Consider the following 20,054-nt stretch of genomic DNA (forward strand, 5'->3'; position numbering starts at 1 on the left):
CAATTCCCACAGCGAAAGTCCTCATTTTGCCGGCGGCAAAGGCATGCAGAGAGCGATCAGTGCAGTGGTCGACCCCCGGTTTTCGAGCGCGCGCGCCTCTCCTGGCGCAATCCTGCAACTGTCGAGTTTGCATAGTGTCGTCTCGCGCTCCGGCGTTTTCACCACGACCTCGCCTTCCAGCACCAGATAGAGCTTCTCGAGGGGGGAGGCAGACAGCGATGTGTGGCCTCCCGGAGCGATCTCCGACAGGCCCATCCAGAGCGTGTCGGATGGCCCAGCCTCCATGCCTTGCAACCGCAGGCACCGCATGCCGAAATGCTCCGGTGGGTGGTATTCCCTGGCGTCAGCGATAGGCGTGACGTTCATTTTCCGGTCTCCGGGATGATGAACACGCGCTGCCGGCTCGACGTCATGACGGTGGCGTAGGCGTCGCTGATCCTGTCCAGGCCGTATTGCGCCTCGTCCACGACTGCGAACGGCTTCAATGCGCCATCCTCGAAACCGGGAAGAAGCTCCTTGAGCACAGCTCCGGTTTCGCCGCATGACAGCGCGAGCGTATCGATGCCGTAGTAGCTGTGGCGGCCGCGATAGAACTCGAAGATGTTGAAGTCGACGACGTGGTTGATCGCGGCAATCAGGATCTGCCGGCCGAGCTTGCCGAGGCTTTTGTGGGCGGCGGCGAAATAGGGGTCGCCGACCGTGTTGAAGACGATGTCGGCTCCCTTGCCGCCGGTCAGCGCCTTGACCCGCTCGGCGACGTCGTCGCTTTGCGCGTTGACGATCTCGACCTCGGCCGAAGCGTGACCCTCATAGCCTTCGTCCCGACGCACCACACCGATGACGCGGGCTCCGCGCCATGTCGCGATCTGCGCGGCTGCCTGTCCGACCTTGCCGTTGACGCCCATGACCACGACGACCTCTCCCGGCTGGGGCAGGCCTGCGCGCCGAAAACCCTCGATCGCGGTGACGAACGGCACGCCGATGCCGGCAGCTTCTGCGAAGCTCATATTGGACGGCTTTGCAACGAGACCGTCGCGCGGCACGATCACATGCGTGCCATGGCTGCCGTCGCGGCGAATGCCAAGATCGCCTGAGGAGCCGAAAACGTCCTTGCCGATAAGATCAGCCGGCCCCGCGATGACCGTGCCGGCGAAGTCGCGGCCGGGGGTCCGTGGAAAGACGGCGTAGGGCATCAGCCCCGTCGCCGCCTTGACGTCTGATGGATTGACGGCTGCGGCACGGACCTGCACGACGGCCTCGTCGTCCGAGCTCGTCCGGATCACTCCCGTCTCTACTGCCGGGCGAAGCGATACGATGTCCTCGGCTTTCGAGAGAAGGCGTGCGCGTGTCGCCGACGTCTCGAACGGAGCGCCGGCTGGTGTTGCTAGGTTCAATGCAGGGCTCCCGAAGAGGCTGGAATAAGGGTCTGTTTCATGGCTTGGCTCTCAGCGGAAAACCCAGCTTTGCGCGCGCTTGCGCGGTGGTGGCCAGGGTTCCGCCGAGGTCTTCGATGATGCGGCGCGCTTTCGTCACCAACTCTGCGTTCGACTGCGCGAGCTGGCCGCGCGACAGATAGATGCCGTCTTCCAGTCCGACGCGCGCATGCCCGCCGGCAAGGAACGACTGGGCAACCATCGCAAATGTCGAGCGGCCGATGCCGATCGCCGTAAAGCGCGCATCCTGCGGCAGAAGGTTTCGGGCGTAGAGCACCGTTTCGGGCGAAGGCTGGAAGCCGTATTTCACGCCCAGCACGAAGGAACACAAAACCGGGCCTTCCAGCGTTCCGTCGGCGAGCAGGTCGTGCATCATCGCGATGTCGCCGCTGTCGAACAGTTCGATCTCCGGTATCGCGCCTGCCTCGCGAATGACCTTGGCCATCAGGCGCACGTTGCGCGGCGTGTTGATGACGACCTCGCCGCCGGAGTTCATCGTGTTGAGGTCGAGCGTCGCGATTTCGGGCTTCAGCGCCGCGATATGACTGACCCGGGCCTCGGGCGGCATCAGAGTCGTGCCGGGACCGGCGATCCTGGGATTGTCTTCGGAAGGCACGAAGCGTCCGCCCGGTCCCGTCGTCAGGTTCAGGATCAGATCGGGCCGTGCCTTGCGCAGCGCGTCCACCACCTCGGCATAGTGCTCCAGTTCCATCGACGGGCGGCCCGTTTGCGGATCACGCACATGAATATGGACGATGGACGCGCCGGCTTCGGCGGCGGCGAGCGAAGACTCGACGATCTGCGCCGGTGTGATCGGCAGATACGGCGTATGCTCCGGTCTGGTGAGGTTGCCGGTGATCGCGCAGGTCAGGATGACGGTTCCGTCGTGGTGCAGGGCGCGACTCACAGCAGGCGCCCGCCATCGACCACGAGCGTGGTGCCCGTCGAATAATGAAGATGCGTTGCGCATGCGAGAATGGCGTCTGCGACATCGCCCGCCGCCGCAACGCGCTTCAGCGGTATCGTCTGGCCGATCTTCTCGTTGAACTCCGGTCCGCGGCCGGGCACGAAGCCCGTATCGACCACGCCGGGCGAAACGCCCATCACGCGTATAGACGGCGCCAGCGCGCGCGCCAGCGACTTCACCAGCGTCTCGGTTCCGGCCTTGGCTGCGCAATAGGCGATGTTGGAGCCCGCACCGTTCGTGGCGGCGATCGAGGAGATAAAGACGGCCAGCGCGTCGTTGTTCGCCCTCAGAAGCGGTGCGAGCTCGCGCATCGTCGCAAACTGGCCGCGCCAGTTGACCGCGAACATCCTGTCGATGAAGGCATCGTCCAGCGCGTCGAGATCGGCATGCGGGATGGCTTTCGTGAAGCCCGATGCATGAACGAGCACATCGATGCGCCCGAAGCGCTCGGCGATGGCCCGCTGCAGGGTCTTCAGCGAAGCGGTGTCTGCAACATCGGCTTCGAATGCCGCATAGCCCTTGGCCTCAAGCGCGCCTTTCATGGCGGACGCTTCCGCCTCGTCGCGCTCGCCGCGCCGCCAGGTGACGGCCACAGTGGCCCCGGCCTTTGCGAACGAAGCAGCGGTCGCTGCTCCCACGCCGCCATTTCCGCCAATGATCAGGACAATTTTGTTCGCGACACTTTGCACTGCGCTACCACTTACTTGATTGGAGGGACCGGCAGCCGCGCTTCGCCCGGCTGCATGGTGAACCGGTAGTCGAGTACGCAGCGCTCCTGCTCCGTTCCCGCATTTTCGGTCGTGTAGTTCCCGATGAGGTTTGCCGTGACGCCGAAGACCGGATCGTCGTCGAGATGCGGGTCGTCACCCGGAAAGACCTGGGTGATCAGCGTCTTGAATCCGTTCCTGAACAGCAGGAAGTGCAGGTGTGCAGGGCGATAGCTCTGGCGGTTCTGCTTGCGCAGCATATCTCCGGTCGGGCCGTGCATGGGCACTGGATAGCCGGCCGGCCGAACGCTTTCGAAGTGGAAGCGCCCATCCGCGTCGGTGGAAAACACGCCGCGCAGATTCATCTCCGCCTGCTCGGCATCCTGATTCTCGTAGAGCCCCACGGGTGAGGCCTGCCAGACATCGACGCGGACGCCGGCGATCGGCTTTCCAGTGTCATCCTGTACGGAGCCGCGCATCAGGAGCGGGGTACCCGGCGTTGGTGAGCGAAGCAGGCTCGCGCCATTTTCGAGTTCGGGTGCGTTCAGACGCCAGAAAGGCCCGAGCAAGGCGGATGCTGTTTCGGTCGCCGCGCCATCGCCGTTGTTGAGCAGGCACACCAATGTGGAGGCACCAAGCGCATCCGAAAAAAGCGCCGCCTCGTTGTGGCTGTCATTCGTCGCCTGACCGATACGGTTCAGAAAATCGAACGCGAATTCGAGCTCCTGCTCGGAAAGCCTGGTCTCGCGAATGAATTCGTGGAGATGGCGCACCAGCGCGCCCACCAATTCGGCATGCCTGGCATCTGCAGACTGCTCGACGGCTCGCAGGACCGCCTGCGTCACCGCGCGTTCACTTTCTATGGGCATTGCGAACCTCTTCTGACCGTCCCTAGGCTAACAGCAAACGATTGCATCATGTCAACGTATAAATTGTCGCCTTCGAGTGGGGGGGGGTTCACTCGATAGCCGATTTAACCCGGATTTCTCCGGCATTGACGAGCCGATACAGACTATCTAAGTTGCAATCGATTGCTGGTATTTCTAGATTTTGCGATACCAACCTGCCTTTTGACGTCGATTTCGTACAGCGGTCGACAGATGGCGGCCCGTCGTAATCTAATCCTGCGCCGTGCTTTCAATATTCGCCGGCGTGAAGAACCGTTGGAGCTGATGACTTGAAGAAGACGCTTATCAAATGTGGCTGGCTCGTCACGCAGGACCCGTCCATCGGCGATTTGACCGGCGGGGAACTTCTCATCGAGGGCGATCGCGTCCTGGCCGCGGGCAAGACGCTCGATGCTGCCCATGACGAGGTGATCGACGCATCCGACATGATCGTGATGCCGGGTCTCATCAATGGCCACATTCACGTCTGGCAATGCGGTCTTCGCGGCATCGGCTCGGAATGGATGGGGCCGGACTATCACGCCAACATTCACGCCAACATCGCGACCCGCTACGGTCCGCGCGACAATTACCTCGGCAATCTCGTGGGCTCGCTCGCGCAGATCGACAGCGGCGTCACGACGGTCGTCGATTTCTGCCACAATTTGAAATCACTGGAGATGGCGGAAGCGGCCATCGACGGCCTTGAGGAATCCGGTATTCGCGCGGTGTTCGCGCATGGCACCGCAAAGCCGCCGGCAGCACCCGGCGAAACGCCCTTCACCCATGTTCCGCACCCGCGCGACCGCATCGAGGCGTTGCGCAAGGGACGAATGGCTTCGGACGACCGGCGGGTGACGCTGGCCATGGCGGTGCTCGGGCCGCATTACGGCACGCAGGACGTCGCGGAAGCCGATATTCGCCTCGGCCGCGAGTTCGGGCTCTTCACGACGTCACATGCGACCAAGCCCAATGACAAATGCATCTCCCCACGCGGCTATCTCGCGCTTGCCAAGGCCGGTCTGCTCGGTCCCGACCACAACATCGTGCACGGCAACTACATCGACGACGAGGAGCTGAAGGCCATCGTCGACAATGGTGCGACGGTTACCGCGACGGTGCTCGTCGAGTTGCACGGCCATGCGCCGGACCCGCTGGTGATGCGTGTTCGCGAGCTGGGTGGTATGCCGTCCATCGGCGTCGACGTGGAGCCGATCGTCACCGGCGAGATGTTCCGCGAAATGCACGCGGCACTTATGCATGCGCGCTGGTCCGCGCACCGCGACAACGCCGCCGAGGGCAGGCCCTCGATGACGACAATGCCGGTGCGCACCCGCGAGGCGCTCGAATGGGCGACGATCGGCAATGCGAAGGCCATGGGCATCGACAAGCGGGTCGGGACGCTTGCACCCGGCATGAAGGCGGACATCGTCATGCTGCGCGCCAACGACCTCAACATCTTCCCCGTGCACGACCCGATCTACACGATCGTGGAGCAGGCCAGCGCAAAGAATGTCGACACCGTCATCGTCGACGGCGTGGTGCGCAAACGTCACGGCAAGCTCGTCTTCGACGACAAGCTCCTGACGCAACGCATGCAGGAAATGCGAGCTTCGGCGCTACGGGCGATGGACGAGGCGAATTTCAAGCTCAACGCGGCATAGTCCGAACGCGGGGAACACGTTCATGAAGAAGACACTTATTCGCTGCGGCTGGGTCGTCTCGCTCGACGATGCCATCGGCGACGTGACCGGCGCGGACATCCTCATCGGAGACGACCGGATCCTCGCCATCGGCAACGATCTCGGCGAGGCAGACGAGGTGATCGACGCCAGCGAGATGATCGCCATTCCCGGCATGGTGGATGCGCATCTCCACACCTGGGAAACCGGGCTGAAAGCGATCGGCTGCGACTGGCGGGAGAGCGAGTATCTGCGCGATATCTTTGAGGGGATGAGCGTTCAGTTCACGCCGGAAGACAACTACATCGCGACGCTTGCCGGCTCGTTGAGCCGGCTCGACGTCGGCGTGACGACATTGCTCGACTATTGTCATAACATCCGCTCCACCGAACAGGCGGAGCGCTCCGTGGACGGCCTCGAGGATTCGGGCATTCGCGGCGTCTATGTTCTGGGCACCGGCGTGCTTCGACCGGAGGAGGAGAAAGACACGCCGCTCGACATGCGCACGCATCCGCGCGACCGGGTCAAGCAGATCCGCGACAGGCTTTCCAACGACGAGCGGCTTGTCACGATGGCGCTTGCGATTCCCGGTCCGCACTGGGCCAAGGAAGAGGCGATCCGCGCCAACATCGCGATGGCGCGCGACTTCGGGCTGCGGACGTCCTCCCACGCCACCAAGCGGAAGCATCAGGAGCTGATGCCGGACGGCTATTCGATCCTGGTCAGGGAAGGCGTCCTTGGACCGGAGCACAACATCGTTCACGGCAATTATCTGCCGGACGACGAGCTGCGGCTGATCGTGGAGGCCGGCATCACGGTCACGTCGACAGTGCAGACGGAGGTGCGTGGCTACGGCCGGCCTCCCGCGCTCAACCGCGTCATCAACTATGGCGGCCTTCCGTCGCTGGGTGTCGACGTCGAGCCGAAGATACCGGGCGACATGTTCCGCGAGATGCAGCTTGCGCTAGCCTATGTGCTGAACGAGCGCGTCCGCGAGGATATCGTGAAGCCGGAGACGCCGGTCGAAAACAAACCCGTCTTCACCCGCGATGCGCTGCGGTGGGCAACCATCGGCGGTGCGGAAGCGCTCGGCCTCGGCCACCGCATAGGCACGCTCACGCCGGGCAAGCAGGCCGACATCGTGCTGCTCCGGGCCAACGATCTCAACCTTTATCCCGTGCGCAATCCGCTGTTCTCGGCGGTCGAGTTCGCCCATGCCGGCAATGTCGATACGGTGCTGGTTGCCGGCGAGGTTCGCAAGCGCGGCGGTGTGCTGGCCTATGGCGAGGACAGGGTTCGTTCGGTGCGCACCCGCCTGATGGAGTCGTCCGACCGGATCATGCGTGATGCCGGATACACCGTATCCGCCGCACACTAGAGCACGCCTCACTGAAACCGGGGGAAGGCTGGGAAGCCTTCTCTCGACACTTCCATGAAAGTCGCGGAACGCGCTGCCGGTGGGGCATCGGAGTATCTGGCCGCCGCTTGAGACGTCGGATGAGCGACAGCCCTTTCGGAGCCGAAGCCGGTCGTCTCCGCCTCAGCGTTCCGCGACCGTGATCATCAGGCCGAGCCCGCGCGCGACTGTTTCGTGCAGCTCGGGCGGCAGGCACGCGCACAGCTCACGCTCGACGGCTGCGTGGTCGGCCATGCTGGCATCGGCAGCGGCGATGCCTTTCTCCGTCAGTTCGACGATCACCCCTCTGCCGTCCCGCTTGTCGGCGGTGCGCCTGATGAGGCCGTCCGTCTCCATGCGTCGCAGCAGGTTGGACAATCCACCCGAGGACAGCAGCAAGGCCGACAGAAGGTCGCTCGGCGACATCCGGTAGGGTGCGCCCGACACCCTGATCGTCGCGAGCACCGCATAGGTCGGATATTTCAGCCCGTGCGGCGCGAGCGCCCGGTCCACCGCACGCAGGATGATGTCGTGCAGATGCAGGATGCGCCCGACCACCGCCTTGCCGTTACAGTCGATGTCCGGCCTTTCCCGACGCCAGCTCGTCATGCCGCGTCCGACGCGGTCGAGCTCCCAATATCGAATCTCGGCTTCGTTCACGCATCTGCTCCATTCCATGCGGCAGGGCGTACGATCGCAGGCCGCGGGTTCCCTGCTAGCGGCGCAACGACGCTGCGACAAGCAGAGAGCAAAGATAAATTACCTTCAAAATATCTTTCTTGAAAGATAATAACGCCGGTGCTAGCGTTTTGGCCGATACGCTTGGGTAAGGGGCCCGAGGCGCATCGATAAAGGGAGCTCGCACATGAAATCACAATCCTTGCTCGCCGCCGCTACGGCGATTGCCGGCGTCATCGCCGCCCCGCATGCCGCAACCGCCCAGGAACTGGTGCTCGGCAGCTTCGGCGGATCCTTCGCGGACAACGTCACCGCGTGCTATATCGAGCCGTTCCAGGAAGCCACCGGCGCGACCGTCATCACCAAGCTGGGGAGCTCGGCGCAGCATGCCGCCTCGGTTCGCGCCACCGCCGGCCAGTCGGACATGGATGTGGTCTTCGCCGACGACGCTTTCGCTGTCCAGATGGCGAACGAGGGCCTGCTCGTGCCGCTCGATCGCTCCAAGCTCAGCAATGCGCCCGAGATCATCGATGGCGCGTGGGGGACAAACGACGCCTATGTCGCCGCCATGCTCGGCGCGACCACGATCATCTACAACAAGGACACCGTCACAACGCCGCCGACCTCGTGGAACGACCTGTTCGATCCGAAATATGAGGGCCGCGTCACCATCGGTGACATTTCCGGCACCACGGGCTGGCAGTTCCTCGCCGCCGTCAACCAGATGGAGGGCGGCACGCTCGACGACATCACGCCCGGCGTCGAGAAGATCAAGCCGCTGGCGCAGTCCTCCGTCCTGCTTTACTCGCAGGCGGATCAGGTGGTCGCGCTGTTCGAGCGTGGCGAGATCGACATCGCCGTCTGGTATCCGGACCGCGCCGGCGTGGCGGCCAAGAACGGCCTGCCGCTTGCCGCCGCCTATCCGGTCGAAGGCGCGGTCGGCATCCGCCCCACCATCGCCATCGCCAAGGGCACGAGCCAGGAAGACCTGGCCCACAAGTTCATCGACACCATTCTGGACGCGGACAACCAGAAGTGCTTCTCGGAACGCCAGTTCATCGGCCCCGTCAACAAGAACGTGACGCTGTCGGATGAGGTCTCGGCGATCGTGCCGACAGGGGAGGCGCTCGAAAAGATGCTGTTTCTCGATCCGAACGACATGGCCGCGCGCCTGCCCGAATGGACCCGCCGTTGGCAGCGCGAGGTGCTGCGCTGATACCGTGCGGTCCTTGTCCTGCAACCTGTGAGGCGGCATGAGCGATCTGTCCCTGCGAAATCTGGTGAAACGCTATGGCCCGGTCTCCGTGGTCAAGGACGTGTCGCTGGATATCGCCGAAGGCGAGTTCGTCTCGTTGCTTGGACCCTCCGGGTGCGGCAAGACGACGATCCTGCGCATGGTTGCGGGGCTGATCGAACCGAGCGACGGGGCGATCACGGTGGACGGGCGCAACATCACGCGCCTGCCGCCCAACAAGCGCAATGTCGGGCTGGTGTTCCAGTCCTATGCGCTGTTCCCGCACATGACTGTGTTCGAGAACGTCGCCTTCGGCCTTCGTCGCAAGGGTGAAAGTGGCGCGGCTCTCGACGCCCGCGTGCGGGAGGCGCTGGCGCTGGTGCGCCTGGCCGACTATGGCGAGCGCTATCCGCGCCAGCTTTCGGGAGGCCAGCAGCAGCGTGTCGCGATGGCGCGCGCGATCGCACCAAGGCCCAGCGTGCTGCTGTTCGACGAACCGCTTTCCAATCTCGACGCCAAGCTGCGCGACGAGATGCAGATCGAGCTGAAGCGGCTCCAGCGGGACCTCAAGATCACGACTCTCTTCGTCACCCACGACCAGGCGGAAGCGCTGTCGCTGTCGGACCGCGTCTGCGTGATGCATGAGGGCATCATCCAGCAATTCGCCTCGCCCGAGGAAATCTACCACCGGCCTGCCACGGCCTTCGTCGCCAGCTTCATCGGCAAGCCGAACCGGCTCACTGGAACGGTGAGGGACGGCGCGGTCGCGCTCGACGGCGGTCTTGTTCTTCGCCCCACGACCGTCACGGCCGGGGAGGGCGAGAAGGTGGAGGTGTTCATCCGTCAGGAAGCGGTGACGCTGTCGGGCGCCGAGGACGCCGCCGGCTCGAGCGTTCGCGGCACGATCGCGCTGCGCTCGTTTTCCGGCGCGCAGGTTCAGTATGTCGTGCGCCTCGACAGCGCCTCCGAGATCGTCGTCGAGGTGCCCTCCTCGGGTGACGCGGCCAATCTCCCGCAGGGCGACGCCGTGTTCGTGACCATCCGCCCGCAGGACATCATCACCCTGCCCGCGGGGGACGCATCATGAAGTCGCTGCGGACGGGGGTGCTGCTGGTCTCTCCGCTGCTTCTGGTTCTTGCCGCAGCCTTCGTCGTGCCGCTGCTGCTGTTGGTGCCGACCAGCTTCCAGGAATACCGTCCCGGCGCGGGCATCGCCACGGATTCCTGGACGTTCGCGAACTATGCCCGCATTTTCACGGACGAGTTCTACCGTGAGGTGGTGCTGCGGACGATCGGGCTGGGCACTGCCGTTACCGCAAGCTGCCTCGTGCTGGGTTATCCCGTCGCCTACCTGATCGTGCGCGGCGATCCGCGCTGGCGGCTGCCGCTGACGTTGCTGGTCATCTTTCCTCTGATGCTCAACCTCGTGGTGCGGTCCTTCGGGTGGATCGTGCTGCTCACCAATCGCGGCGTCGTCAACAACCTGCTGATCGACCTCGGCCTGATCGAGCGGCCGCTGCGCCTGATGTTCAACATGACGGGCCTGATGATCGGCCTGACGCACATCTACTTGCCCTTCATGGTGCTGATGCTGGTCGCGGCACTTCAGAACGTACCTCGCGACGTCGAGGCGGCCGCCTCGACGCTGGGCTCCAGCCGCTTTCACGTCTTCCGCGCGGTGACGTTGCCGCTGACCGCGCCGGGCATCATCGCCGGCTCGATCCTCGTCTTCGTCTTAACCATCAGCGCGCTGGTGACGCCGCGGATGCTGGGCGGCCCGACCTACCAGGTCATGGCGACGCTGATCTATGACGAGTACATGCAGTTGCTCGACTGGCCGAGCGGCTCGGCGCTGTCTTTCGCACTGGCGATCTCCACCATCTTCATCATCTGGCTGTCGAGCCGGATGACCAGACGCTGGGCGGGCCTGGCATGATCGAGCAACGCCCCGGACTGGTCGTGTCCTCCGTCGCGATGCTGGTGATCCTGTTCCTGCAGATCCCGGTTATCGTGGTGATGCTCGCCTCGTTCAGCGAGACCTCCTACCTGACGATCCCGCCGCAGGGCTGGACGTTGAAATGGTTCGCCGCGGTCGTGACGGACCGGACCTATATCGACGCCATCAGGAACAGTCTGATCCTGGCGGTGGGCTCGACCGCCATCTCGCTGGTGCTCGGCGTCGCCGCGTCCTACGCCATCTTCCGGCGGATGCTGCCGGGCTCCGAGGCGCTGACCTCGCTTCTGATGGCGCCGCTCATCATCCCGTCGGTCGTCATCGGCGTGGCGCTGCTTCAGTATTTCACGCTGGTGGGCATGCGGGGCAGCTTCCTCGTCCTGCTCATCGCCCATGTCGTCATCACCGTGCCGTACATCGTGCGTTCGGCGCTGGCGAGCCTGTCGGGCATCGACCTTGCCGTCGAGGAGGCGGCGCGGGTGCTGGGCGCCAACGGCTTCACGACCTTCAGGCTGATCACGCTGCCGCTCATCAAGCCCGGCCTCGTTGCCGGTGCGCTGTTCGCCTTCGTCACCTCCATGGAGAACGTGCCGGTGACGATCTTCCTCGCCGGACCCAGGGACACGACGCTTCCTATCCTGATCTTCACCTCGGTCGAGATGGGCGTGAACCCGAGCGTGGCCGCGGTGTCGACGCTTCTCATCATCGCGACGGCGATCGTGCTGCTCGTTGCAGAGCGCTGGACCGGCTTCCACCGCTTCGTTTGACGGAAATCGACATGCATCTGACGACCAAGGGCTTTCCCCTCTTCCTCACCTTCGACCTCGACGCCGAGACGATGTGGACGGCGCGCGATCCGGCCTATGCCAAGCGTCCGGTCCTGATGTCGCAGGGAGCCTATGGCTGGAAAGTCGGCACCGACCGCGTCCTCAACCTGCTGGCGCGCTACGGTATCAAGACGACGTTCTTCATACCCGGCCTGATCATCGATCAACGCCCCGAACTGATGGAGCGCATCCTTGAGGCGGGCCATGAGTTGGCCCACCACAGCTACAGCCACGCCTGGATCCTGAGCCTGACACCCGAGCAGGAGCGCGAGGAGATGGAAAGGGGCTTCGAGTCGATCAAGCGGGTTTCGGGCCGTGCGCCGCGAGGCTGGCGCTCGCCGGCGGCTGAAATCAGCGACATCACCATGCCTATGCTGGTGGAATACGGCTTCGACTATTCCTCCAACTTCTTCGACGACGACTCGCCCTACATCCACACCGTCGAGGGCAAGCGGACGAAGATCGTGGAACTGCCGTTCCGCTGGGTGCTCGATGACGCGCCTTTCTTCCAGTATTCGATCGTGCTGCCCGGCCGCACCATGCAGGCGCCATCGGCGCTGCTGGAGGCGTGGAAGGCCGAGTTCGACGTGCTTTACGCCGAAAAGCGCATGATGATGGTCGGGATGCATCCCGAGATGATCGGCCAGCCGTCGCGCATCGGCGTGCTGGAAGGGCTCATCAGGCACGCGCTCGACCATGGCGACGTCTGGATGGGCCGCTGCGACGAGATGGTCGAGGACATGCGTCCGCGCCTCACCGGAGCGGCGGCGTGACGGCCCCGTTCGCCGGCCGCCGCATCCTCCTCACCGGAGGCGCAAAGGGCATCGGCAAGGCGGCGGCGCTGCGCTTTCTCGATGGCGGCGCGACGGTCGCCTGCCTCGACACGGACGAAACCGCCCTTGCCGAAATGGCGGCCGCGCATGGTGTCGTCGCTCTCAAGGCCGACGTGACCGACACGCTGGCGACCAATGACGCCGTGGCGGAGGCGGCCGCGCGGCTGGGCGGGCTCGACGGCGTTGTCAACTCGGCAGGCGTCGATCTCCAGTCCAGTCTCGAGGCGATGACCGACGCGGCCTGGGAGCGGCTAATGGCGGTCAACCTCACCGGGCCGATGAAGGTCTGCCGCGCCGCCGCACCCTTTCTGAAGCAGGCGGGCGGCGGCACCATCGTCAACGTCTCTTCCGGTGCGGGGCTTCAGCCCCTGAAATTCCGCAGCGCCTATTCGGCGTCGAAAGCGGGATTGCAGATGTTCTCCAAGGCGCTGGCCATGGAGCTTGCCGAGGCGGGCATCCGCGTCAACGTCGTGTGTCCCGGCGCTGTCGAGACGCCGCTGTTCCGCTCCTCCATTGGCGAAGGGGCAGAGGGCGAGGCGCAACTCGACGCGGTCTGCGCCCGTTACGCGCTGGCGCGCATCGCGGACCCCGACGAGATCGCCGCCGGCATCGCATGGCTGACCAGTGGGGATGCGTCCTACGTCACTGGCGTGGCGCTCGCCATCGACGGCGGCCGAACCTTCCACTGAGGAGATGGAGATGGCGCAAACAGGTCGCTTCAACGACAAGGTCGCCATCGTGACCGGCGGCGGGGACGGGATCGGCGCGGGCATCGTCCAGCGGCTCATCCGGGAGGGGGCACGCACTGCCGTGCTCGACCTCAATGCCGGCCCGCTGACGTCGCAGCTTGCCGCCGGCGAGGCCTCTCGTGTGCTCGCGGTGGAGGGCGACTGCACCGATCTTGGCGTGCTGGAGGATTTTTACGCCCGCGTCGCCGGCGAACTCGGCCCCGTCGACGTGCTGGTCAACAATGTCGGCCAGAGCGGACGGGCGCGCAGCGCGCAGTTCCATGAATCGAGCGAGGAAGTCTGGCGCTTCGTGTTGGAGATATCGCTGTTCAGCACCATGCGCATGTCGCGCCTCGTGGTTCCCGCCATGCGCGAGCGCGGCGGACGCATCGTCAACATGTCGAGCGACGCCGCCTTCGTCGGCGATGCGGGGCTGGTGGACTACGCCTCGGCCAAAATGGGGCTCATCGGCTTCACCCGCTCGCTGGCGCGCGAGCTGGCGCCCTTCGGCGTTACCGTCAACGCCGTCGCGCCGGGCGCGGTCCGCACCCGCGCGCATGACACGATGCCGGGCGAGGTCATCGACCGGATCAAGGCCGACACGCCGGCAGGGTTCGTCGGAGAACCGGAAGACGTGGCGGCGGCGGTGGCCTTCCTGGCCAGCGACGAGGCGCGGTTCATCACCGGCCAGAGCCTGCTGATCGATGGCGGGCGCTGGATGATATAGGAGACAGGCTTGTCCGATCTTGCAGACATGACGGCCACGCAGATGGCTGCCGCCATCCGCGCGAAGACGATTTCGCCGGTCGAACTGACCGAGGCGGTGCTGAAGCGGATCGTCGATCGCAGCGACCTCAATGCCTTCATCACCGTCACCGGTGATGAAGCGCTTTCGGCGGCGCGCGTGGCCGAAGACAAGGTGCTGAAGGGCGAGAAGCTGCCGCCGCTTCACGGCATCCCCTATTCGGTGAAGGACCTGCTCAACACCGCCGGCGTTCGCACCACGATGGGCTCGCGCCTGTTCGAAAACAACGTGCCGACAACGGATGCTGTCTCCGTGGCGCGCTCGAAGGCGGCCGGTGCCATTCTCGTCGGCAAGACGACGACGCCGGAATTCGGGCATCTGCAGGCGGCCACATCGCCGCTGTTCGGTCGCACTCTGAATCCGATCGACCCCACGGTAACGCCCGGCGCTTCCAGCTCCGGTTCCGCCGTCGCGGTCGCCACCGGCATGGGGCCGATCTCGCTCGGCACGGATGGCGGCGGATCGAGCCGCATTCCCGCAGCCTGCTGCGGCGTGGTGGGCTTCAAGCCGTCGCTCGGCATCATCCCGCATTTGCAGTTGCCGGATCTGTTCGGCGCGAACTCCTATGTCGGACCGATGGCGCGCACGGTCGAGGACGTCGCGCTGGTGTTCGACGCCATCGGCGGGCCGGATCTCGGGGATACCTACGGGCAGGCGGCAAAGCTCTTGCATGAGGGCGGCGCATCGCTTGCCGGCCTGCGCGTCGGCTGGATCGCCCAGGGCGGCGCGCGCGTCGAGCGCGAGACCGCCGCGATCACCGCCGCCGCGGTGAAGACGATCGAGGAGGCGGGCGCGATCGTTGAACCTGCCGAAATCGACTTCAAGTCCTACGAGCCGGTCTTCCTCACCATCCTGCGCGTCGGCCTTGCCGCCCGCACGGGCCCGTTGATCGAGGGACGCGAGGAGTTGGCCGGCCGGACGCTGATCGACACGATCGAAGCCGGGCGCGGCTATTCCGCCGTCGATCTCTCCAACGCGATTTTCGAGCGGACGCGGCTTTTCCGCGAATTCCAGTCGCTGTTCGAACGCTTCGACATTCTTGTGTCACCGACGCTGACGGCGCCGCCGCTCTCGATCGATGTCGACCCCACCGGCGATATCGAGATCGACGGCGTCAATTGCGGCACGGTGCGCGGTGCATGGTATCCCTTCACCTTCCCGCACAATCTGTCGGGACACCCCGCCATCACCATCCCGTGCGGCAGCACCGCCGCCGGCCTGCCGGTCGGCCTGCATCTCTGCGCCCCCTGGTATCGCGATATCGCGCTTCTGCAGATCGCAAGGGAGGTCGAAGAACGCGTGAGATGACGCCGGCCGGATGCTCCGGCGGGCAGGTTGAAACCACGACATGGAGGAAAAGGATGTCGTTCAAATTGGCTTTCAAGTCGGCGCTGGTCGCCAATGCTCTGTTTCTGGCTGGGCTGGCGCACGCGCAAGCTCCCATCCCGGTGGTTGATCTGCATACGGGTCCCAACAACGCCATCACCGACGTGCCGGGCATTCTCGTCGGGCACAGCACCCGCAAGGATGCGCAGACGGGCACCACCGCTCTGATCTTTCCCGAAGGCGCGCTGATGGGCATGTCGCCCAGCGGCGGCGCGCCGGGCACACGTCTGGGCGCCCTGCTGACAGCACAGCATCAGGATGCCCAACGTGTCGTCATGCACGGGCTGACGCTGAGCGGCGGCAGCATCTACGGTCTCGATACAGCCTGCGGCGTGGTACGTTTCCTCGACGAGAAGGGCCTTGGCTTCGGCGGCCGCGCCCACGTGCCGGGGGCGATCATCTTCGATCTCGGCCGTGGCGATGTCGACGCTCCTCCCGGACGCGGCGACAAGCCGTGCGAAGACGGTTACATCGCCGCCAGCAACGCCAAGGACGGTCCGGTACAACAGGGCAGCGTCGGCGCCGGCACCGGGGCACGTGCCGCCGGCATGAAAAGCGGCCTCGGTACGGCCAGCGCGGTGATGGCGGACGGCACGATCGTCGGTGCGCTGGTCGTGGTCAACCCGGCCGGCCGCGTCTACAACGTCAACGCCAATTGCGAACTCTACACGCTCTGGCTGGAGCTCGACGGCGAATTCAACGGCGCGAAGATACCGCCTGAAGGCTGCTCGACGTCGCCCAAGGACATGGAACTGATCCGTCCCGGCGAAAACACCACGATCGGTGTGATCGCGACCAGCGCGCCGCTGACGGCCGGCCAGACGGAACGTCTCGCCATCGTCTCAAATGACGGCATGGCACGTGCCATTCGCCCCGCCCATTCGACCAGCGACGGCGACACTGTGTTTTCGGTGACGCTGGGCGAGGACCCGTCGACGGTGGCGCAGGAGAACTTCGTCGAGGCGGCGCAATTCCGCGACATCCTCTCGGTCGCGGCGGATGTCTATTCGCGCGCGATCACCCATGCCGTGCTGAACGCCGATCCGGAACTGGGCGAGACCTACTGCGTCCGTTTCCCCGGTGCCTGCGGAAGCGAATAGCACCAGCGGCCATGGCGCTTCGGGAGACTCAGCGGTGATCGTCCGAAGCGTCTGGTTGAGGATGTCCGTTGGTCGCTAGAGCATCGGACCGAAAAGTGGAATCCGATTTTCGGATTATTCCGATGCTCAGACAAGGCGATCTAGCGAGGCGTCAAAGCTCGAGGTAACTGGCTATTTCGTCGCGGATGCCGGGGTGATTGCCGGTGTCGAGGGTGCAACGGCCTTGATCCAGAACCATGACGCGGTTCGCGGCGGCTTCGATCAGCGCGAGGTTCTGCTCCACAATGATGAAGGCTGCCCCTGCCGCCGCACGGTCGCGGATGATGCGTGTCATGCGGTCGATATTTTCGGGCTGGACGCCTTCCGTCGGCTCGTCGAGCAGCGTCAGCGTGTTGCCTTCGCCCAGCGCGCGGCAGAAGGACAGGATCTTGCGCTCGCCGCCCGACAGCGTGCCGGCGGTCTGGTCAAGCCGCTCGCCTATTCTGGGAAACGCCTCGAAGAGTTCGCCGTACCGGGCCAGCGCGTCGCGCCCCGAATGGAGGTTCAGATTGTCGCGCACGCTCAATGTCGGGAACACCACATTTTCCTGCGGCGCGTATGTCATTCCCACGCGGCTGCGGCCATGCGCGGGCAGCGGGTCGATGCGTTGTCCGTCGAGATGAATCGCGCCGGTCATCAGCGGCAGAAAGCCGGTGATGAGCTTGAGGAGCGTGGTCTTGCCCACGCCGTTGCGGCCGGCGATGCACAGCACCTCGCCCCGGTCCACGCCCAGAGACATCTCTTCGATGATGCGGATGTCGCCATAGCCGCCGCCGATTTCATCCACGTGGAGAAGGGGGCCGCTCACTTGCTGCCTCCGGCATAGACGGCACGGACCGTATCGTTGGCCTTGATCTCGGCCATCGTGCCCTCGGCGAGCTTGGCGCCCAGGTGCAGAACGAAGACATGGTCCGCCAGCCGCTCCACCACTTGCATATCGTGCTCGATGATCAGGGCGGTTGCCTGGAACTCGGAATCCAGCGCGGCAATGGCGTCGATCATGTGCGCGGTTTCGGATGTGGAAAGACCGGCGCAAGGCTCGTCGAGCAGCAGCAGCCGAGGCTCGGACAGGTTGACCATCGCGAATTCGAGCATCTGCCGCTGGCCGAGGGACAAGGTGCTGGCGATCCTGTCCGCCTGTTGCAGGAAGGGAAAGATCTCTTCCAGGCGGGCGAGCATCCGGCTGCGCCAGCGGTAGGGATGCATCGAGAACATGCCGTGCATGGGCAACCGGGAGGCCCAGAGCGCGATGTCGATGTTCTCGGCGACGCTTGCCTCGGTGAAGACCGATGGGACCTGGAACTTGCGGCCGATGCCGAGTGCTGCGACCTCGTAGGGCCTGAATCCGCCGATCGATCGTCCGTTCCATGAGATATCGCCGCGCGTCGGCGCGAAGCGGCCCGTCAACACGTTGAAAGCGGATGTCTTGCCGGCGCCGTTGGGGCCGATGATGCAGTGGATGCCCGGTCGCGCGATGGCGAGGTCGAGCCCGTTCAGGATGCGGATGCCGCCGGCGCCGAACTCGACCGCCTCGAGGACCAGTTCGCGACGCTCGGTGCGTTCACGCGGCGGCAGATCGATCGATCGCGCGCGCGATGGCGGGGGTCCACCAAGGCCGAAGCGGTGTCCCGCTTGCTGGACGAGGCCCATGAGCCCGTGTGGCAGTCGGACGACCACGACGATGAAAATCAGCGCGACCACGATTTCCCAATAGCTGAAACTGTCGCGCAGTTCGGCGGAGAGGTAGCCGATAAGGACGGCACCGAGAACGGGACCGGTGATCGACGATCGGCCACCGACCGCCGTCCAGATCACGAGTTCGGCCGAGAGCAGGAAGCCCACAGCCTGCGGTGTCACGATGCCCTGGTGGGGGGCGAACAGTGCGCCGGCGGCGCCCGCGATGCCGGCGCTGATCGCAAAGGCGAGGGCTTTCAGCCGGCTGGTGCGGAATCCGAGGAACTGAAGCCGGTCTTCGTTCTGACGGATGGCGGACAGCAAAAGCCCGAAGGGCGAGCGGAACAGGTGCCAGAGGAGGAGCGAGGATGCGGCAAGCAGGGCCAGAATGACGAAATAGAGGCCGCCATAGGAATCGATGCCGGCAAGGTCGGGAATTCCCACCATGCCGTTGAACCCGCCCGTCAGCCAGTCGAGCGAGTTGGCGAGCTGGAAGCCGAGCATCGCGAGCGCCAGCGTGATGAGCGAAAAATACGGTCCGCTCGTCGCGCTGCGGTGGAAGACGAGCAGGCCGACCAGCCCCGCCAGCAAGGCCGGGACGAGGATCGGCAGGACAAGAAGCGGGATCAGGAGAAGCCAGTTCCCATCGGCCGTCTTCAGGGCCCACCCGGCGATGTAAGCGCCGAGGCCGAAGAACAACGCCTGTCCGAGCGGCAGGAAGCCGGCCTTGCCCCAGCACAGCGCTATTCCCTGGGCAGCGATGCCGTAGAGCAGCAGCAGGCCGAGCTGATAGCCGCTGAAGCTTCCGAACAGGAAGGGCACGGCGACGAGAAACGCCGCGAGGACGGCCAAGCCGGCGATGCTACCGGCGCGCATACAGCCCATCCTGCTTGAGCCACAGGAAGAGGATGGAGATCGCGAGCACCGTCAGATAGCCGCCCGTGTTGCCGAACGCCGCCGAGGCCACGACATTCGACCCGCCGATCACCGTCGAGCCGATCAGCAGGCCTTCGAGGCTGCCCAGCCCGCCGACGACGAGGACGAAGAAGGAGGAGAGCAGGTAGTCGATGCCCATGAAGGGTTCGATCCGCACGAGCGGCGCAAGCAGCACGCCGGCAAGACCGGCCATGGCGGTGCCGAAGACGAAGGTGGATCGGGCCAGCCTTGGGCCGTTGATGCCGACGGCGGCGGCAAGCTCGGGGTTCGAAACCATCGCCTTGATGCGCGCGCCGGTGCTGCTGCGCTGATACCAGACGAACAGGCCGATGAAGAGGGTGATGACGATCGCGATCAGGATCAACCTGTAGGTCGGATAGCGTACCGACAGGAGCATGACGGTGCCCCCCACCGTCTCGTTGACGCTCTGATAGCCGCGGCCGAACAGGTTTTCGACGCATTCGCGCAGCAGGATGGCGATGCCCCAGGTCGCCAGCAGCGTGTCGAAAGGGCGTCGATAGAGATGCCTGACGACGGTCCACTCCATGGCCAGCCCGACCAGCCCGCAGACGCAGAGCGCCAGCGGGACGGCCAGCACGGGATGCAGGCCGGCCTGCTGGACGACGAAGGCGCAATAGGCGCCGATCATCACCAGTTCGCCATGGGCCATGTTCATGACGCCGAGAAGACCGAACACGACCGCCAACCCCAGGACGATCAGTCCCAGGGTCGCGATCGAGTAGACGAAGTTCAGCCCGTGAAGGGCCAGAATGTCCATGCTGCCCTACA

Annotated in this window: 20 protein-coding genes; 11 read left to right on the top strand and 9 right to left on the bottom strand. The window is 64.8% G+C overall.

Features of this window, described 5'->3' with window-relative positions; genetic code table 11:
- Positions 1 to 21 precede the first annotated feature (21 nt).
- Genes AAFN55_RS12485 through AAFN55_RS12505 form a run of 5 tightly spaced genes read right to left on the bottom strand, consistent with a single transcriptional unit; the run spans position 22 to position 3,976 of the window.
- Positions 22 to 366 carry a cupin domain-containing protein gene (locus tag AAFN55_RS12485; protein ID WP_347799155.1) on the bottom strand — a complete coding sequence of 115 codons (345 nt, stop codon included), beginning with the start codon at positions 364 to 366 and terminating at the stop codon, positions 22 to 24.
- On the bottom strand, positions 363 to 1,394 hold the full coding sequence (locus AAFN55_RS12490) for a zinc-binding alcohol dehydrogenase family protein (RefSeq protein WP_347799156.1): 1,032 nt from the start codon (positions 1,392 to 1,394) through the stop codon (positions 363 to 365). Before AAFN55_RS12490 ends, AAFN55_RS12485 begins: the two co-directional genes overlap by 4 nt.
- A gap of 37 nt (positions 1,395 to 1,431) precedes the next feature.
- Complete coding sequence (locus AAFN55_RS12495; protein ID WP_347799157.1) at positions 1,432 to 2,340, bottom strand: 3-keto-5-aminohexanoate cleavage protein; 909 nt, start codon at positions 2,338 to 2,340, stop codon at positions 1,432 to 1,434.
- Positions 2,337 to 3,089, bottom strand: coding sequence for an SDR family oxidoreductase (locus AAFN55_RS12500; RefSeq protein ID WP_347799158.1), 753 nt, complete (start codon positions 3,087 to 3,089; stop codon positions 2,337 to 2,339). The genes AAFN55_RS12495 and AAFN55_RS12500 overlap by 4 nt, the downstream gene beginning before the upstream one ends.
- An 11-nt stretch (positions 3,090 to 3,100) precedes the next feature.
- Entirely contained in the window at positions 3,101 to 3,976 is an 876-nt protein-coding gene (locus tag AAFN55_RS12505) for a dioxygenase (protein ID WP_347799159.1), read from the bottom strand.
- Positions 3,977 to 4,284: 308 nt separating this feature from the next.
- On the opposite strand from AAFN55_RS12505, the gene AAFN55_RS12510 reads away from it, so the two are divergent.
- On the top strand, positions 4,285 to 5,658 hold the full coding sequence (locus tag AAFN55_RS12510) for an amidohydrolase family protein (protein ID WP_347799160.1): 1,374 nt from the start codon (positions 4,285 to 4,287) through the stop codon (positions 5,656 to 5,658).
- A gap of 22 nt (positions 5,659 to 5,680) precedes the next feature.
- Positions 5,681 to 7,054 (top strand): amidohydrolase family protein, encoded by a 1,374-nt coding sequence (locus AAFN55_RS12515; RefSeq protein ID WP_347799161.1) that lies wholly within the window; start codon positions 5,681 to 5,683, stop codon positions 7,052 to 7,054.
- 162 nt (positions 7,055 to 7,216) lie between these two features.
- Here the strand turns inward: AAFN55_RS12515 and AAFN55_RS12520 are convergent, their stop codons facing one another.
- Entirely contained in the window at positions 7,217 to 7,732 is a 516-nt protein-coding gene (locus AAFN55_RS12520; RefSeq protein ID WP_347799162.1) for a MarR family transcriptional regulator, read from the bottom strand.
- A 205-nt stretch (positions 7,733 to 7,937) separates the two neighbouring features.
- On the opposite strand from AAFN55_RS12520, the gene AAFN55_RS12525 reads away from it, so the two are divergent.
- Genes AAFN55_RS12525 through AAFN55_RS12565 form a run of 9 tightly spaced genes read left to right on the top strand, consistent with a single transcriptional unit; the run spans position 7,938 to position 16,616 of the window.
- On the top strand, positions 7,938 to 8,966 hold the full coding sequence (locus tag AAFN55_RS12525; protein ID WP_347799163.1) for an ABC transporter substrate-binding protein: 1,029 nt from the start codon (positions 7,938 to 7,940) through the stop codon (positions 8,964 to 8,966).
- A gap of 37 nt (positions 8,967 to 9,003) precedes the next feature.
- Positions 9,004 to 10,071 carry an ABC transporter ATP-binding protein gene (locus AAFN55_RS12530; RefSeq protein WP_347799164.1) on the top strand — a complete coding sequence of 356 codons (1,068 nt, stop codon included), beginning with the start codon at positions 9,004 to 9,006 and terminating at the stop codon, positions 10,069 to 10,071.
- The gene (locus tag AAFN55_RS12535) at positions 10,068 to 10,919 is read left to right on the top strand and encodes an ABC transporter permease (RefSeq protein ID WP_347799165.1); all 852 of its coding nucleotides are present in this window, start codon (positions 10,068 to 10,070) and stop codon (positions 10,917 to 10,919) included. Before AAFN55_RS12530 ends, AAFN55_RS12535 begins: the two co-directional genes overlap by 4 nt.
- Positions 10,916 to 11,704: an ABC transporter permease gene (locus tag AAFN55_RS12540; protein WP_347799166.1), complete on the top strand. Its 789-nt coding sequence runs from the start codon at positions 10,916 to 10,918 to the stop codon at positions 11,702 to 11,704. The genes AAFN55_RS12535 and AAFN55_RS12540 overlap by 4 nt, the downstream gene beginning before the upstream one ends.
- Before the next feature lie 11 nt (positions 11,705 to 11,715).
- The gene (locus AAFN55_RS12545; RefSeq protein WP_347799167.1) at positions 11,716 to 12,537 is read left to right on the top strand and encodes a polysaccharide deacetylase; all 822 of its coding nucleotides are present in this window, start codon (positions 11,716 to 11,718) and stop codon (positions 12,535 to 12,537) included.
- Positions 12,534 to 13,286 (top strand): SDR family oxidoreductase, encoded by a 753-nt coding sequence (locus AAFN55_RS12550; RefSeq protein WP_347799168.1) that lies wholly within the window; start codon positions 12,534 to 12,536, stop codon positions 13,284 to 13,286. The genes AAFN55_RS12545 and AAFN55_RS12550 overlap by 4 nt, the downstream gene beginning before the upstream one ends.
- A gap of 10 nt (positions 13,287 to 13,296) precedes the next feature.
- Positions 13,297 to 14,052 (top strand): SDR family oxidoreductase, encoded by a 756-nt coding sequence (locus AAFN55_RS12555; protein ID WP_347799169.1) that lies wholly within the window; start codon positions 13,297 to 13,299, stop codon positions 14,050 to 14,052.
- A gap of 9 nt (positions 14,053 to 14,061) precedes the next feature.
- Positions 14,062 to 15,438, top strand: a complete 1,377-nt coding sequence (locus tag AAFN55_RS12560; RefSeq protein WP_347799170.1) for an amidase — start codon at positions 14,062 to 14,064, stop codon at positions 15,436 to 15,438.
- A gap of 53 nt (positions 15,439 to 15,491) precedes the next feature.
- Positions 15,492 to 16,616: a P1 family peptidase gene (locus AAFN55_RS12565; RefSeq protein ID WP_347799171.1), complete on the top strand. Its 1,125-nt coding sequence runs from the start codon at positions 15,492 to 15,494 to the stop codon at positions 16,614 to 16,616.
- A gap of 151 nt (positions 16,617 to 16,767) precedes the next feature.
- On the opposite strand, the gene AAFN55_RS12570 is transcribed toward AAFN55_RS12565, so the two are convergent.
- Genes AAFN55_RS12570 through AAFN55_RS12580 form a run of 3 tightly spaced genes read right to left on the bottom strand, consistent with a single transcriptional unit; the run spans position 16,768 to position 20,043 of the window.
- Positions 16,768 to 17,463: an ATP-binding cassette domain-containing protein gene (locus AAFN55_RS12570; RefSeq protein ID WP_347799172.1), complete on the bottom strand. Its 696-nt coding sequence runs from the start codon at positions 17,461 to 17,463 to the stop codon at positions 16,768 to 16,770.
- Positions 17,460 to 19,205 carry an ATP-binding cassette domain-containing protein gene (locus AAFN55_RS12575; protein WP_347799173.1) on the bottom strand — a complete coding sequence of 582 codons (1,746 nt, stop codon included), beginning with the start codon at positions 19,203 to 19,205 and terminating at the stop codon, positions 17,460 to 17,462. Before AAFN55_RS12575 ends, AAFN55_RS12570 begins: the two co-directional genes overlap by 4 nt.
- Entirely contained in the window at positions 19,192 to 20,043 is an 852-nt protein-coding gene (locus tag AAFN55_RS12580; protein WP_347799174.1) for a branched-chain amino acid ABC transporter permease, read from the bottom strand. Before AAFN55_RS12580 ends, AAFN55_RS12575 begins: the two co-directional genes overlap by 14 nt.
- Between the last annotated feature and the right edge of the window lie 11 nt (positions 20,044 to 20,054).

The organism is Mesorhizobium sp. CAU 1732, assembly GCF_039888675.1.
In the GTDB taxonomy this organism is placed as follows: domain Bacteria; phylum Pseudomonadota; class Alphaproteobacteria; order Rhizobiales; family Rhizobiaceae; genus Aerobium.

What these genes read in the sequence shown, in the direction of transcription:
- AAFN55_RS12485 (WP_347799155.1), bottom strand. Translation starts at nt 366, where the DNA reads ATGAACGTCACGCCTATCGCTGACGCCAGGGAATACCACCCACCGGAG.
- AAFN55_RS12545 (WP_347799167.1), top strand. Translation starts at nt 11,716, where the DNA reads ATGCATCTGACGACCAAGGGCTTTCCCCTCTTCCTCACCTTCGACCTC.
- AAFN55_RS12565 (WP_347799171.1), top strand. Translation starts at nt 15,492, where the DNA reads ATGTCGTTCAAATTGGCTTTCAAGTCGGCGCTGGTCGCCAATGCTCTG.
- AAFN55_RS12580 (WP_347799174.1), bottom strand. Translation starts at nt 20,043, where the DNA reads ATGGACATTCTGGCCCTTCACGGGCTGAACTTCGTCTACTCGATCGCG.
- AAFN55_RS12555 (WP_347799169.1), top strand. Translation starts at nt 13,297, where the DNA reads ATGGCGCAAACAGGTCGCTTCAACGACAAGGTCGCCATCGTGACCGGC.
- AAFN55_RS12530 (WP_347799164.1), top strand. Translation starts at nt 9,004, where the DNA reads ATGAGCGATCTGTCCCTGCGAAATCTGGTGAAACGCTATGGCCCGGTC.
- AAFN55_RS12505 (WP_347799159.1), bottom strand. Translation starts at nt 3,976, where the DNA reads ATGCCCATAGAAAGTGAACGCGCGGTGACGCAGGCGGTCCTGCGAGCC.
- AAFN55_RS12535 (WP_347799165.1), top strand. Translation starts at nt 10,068, where the DNA reads ATGAAGTCGCTGCGGACGGGGGTGCTGCTGGTCTCTCCGCTGCTTCTG.
- AAFN55_RS12525 (WP_347799163.1), top strand. Translation starts at nt 7,938, where the DNA reads ATGAAATCACAATCCTTGCTCGCCGCCGCTACGGCGATTGCCGGCGTC.
- AAFN55_RS12575 (WP_347799173.1), bottom strand. Translation starts at nt 19,205, where the DNA reads ATGCGCGCCGGTAGCATCGCCGGCTTGGCCGTCCTCGCGGCGTTTCTC.
- AAFN55_RS12540 (WP_347799166.1), top strand. Translation starts at nt 10,916, where the DNA reads ATGATCGAGCAACGCCCCGGACTGGTCGTGTCCTCCGTCGCGATGCTG.
- AAFN55_RS12515 (WP_347799161.1), top strand. Translation starts at nt 5,681, where the DNA reads ATGAAGAAGACACTTATTCGCTGCGGCTGGGTCGTCTCGCTCGACGAT.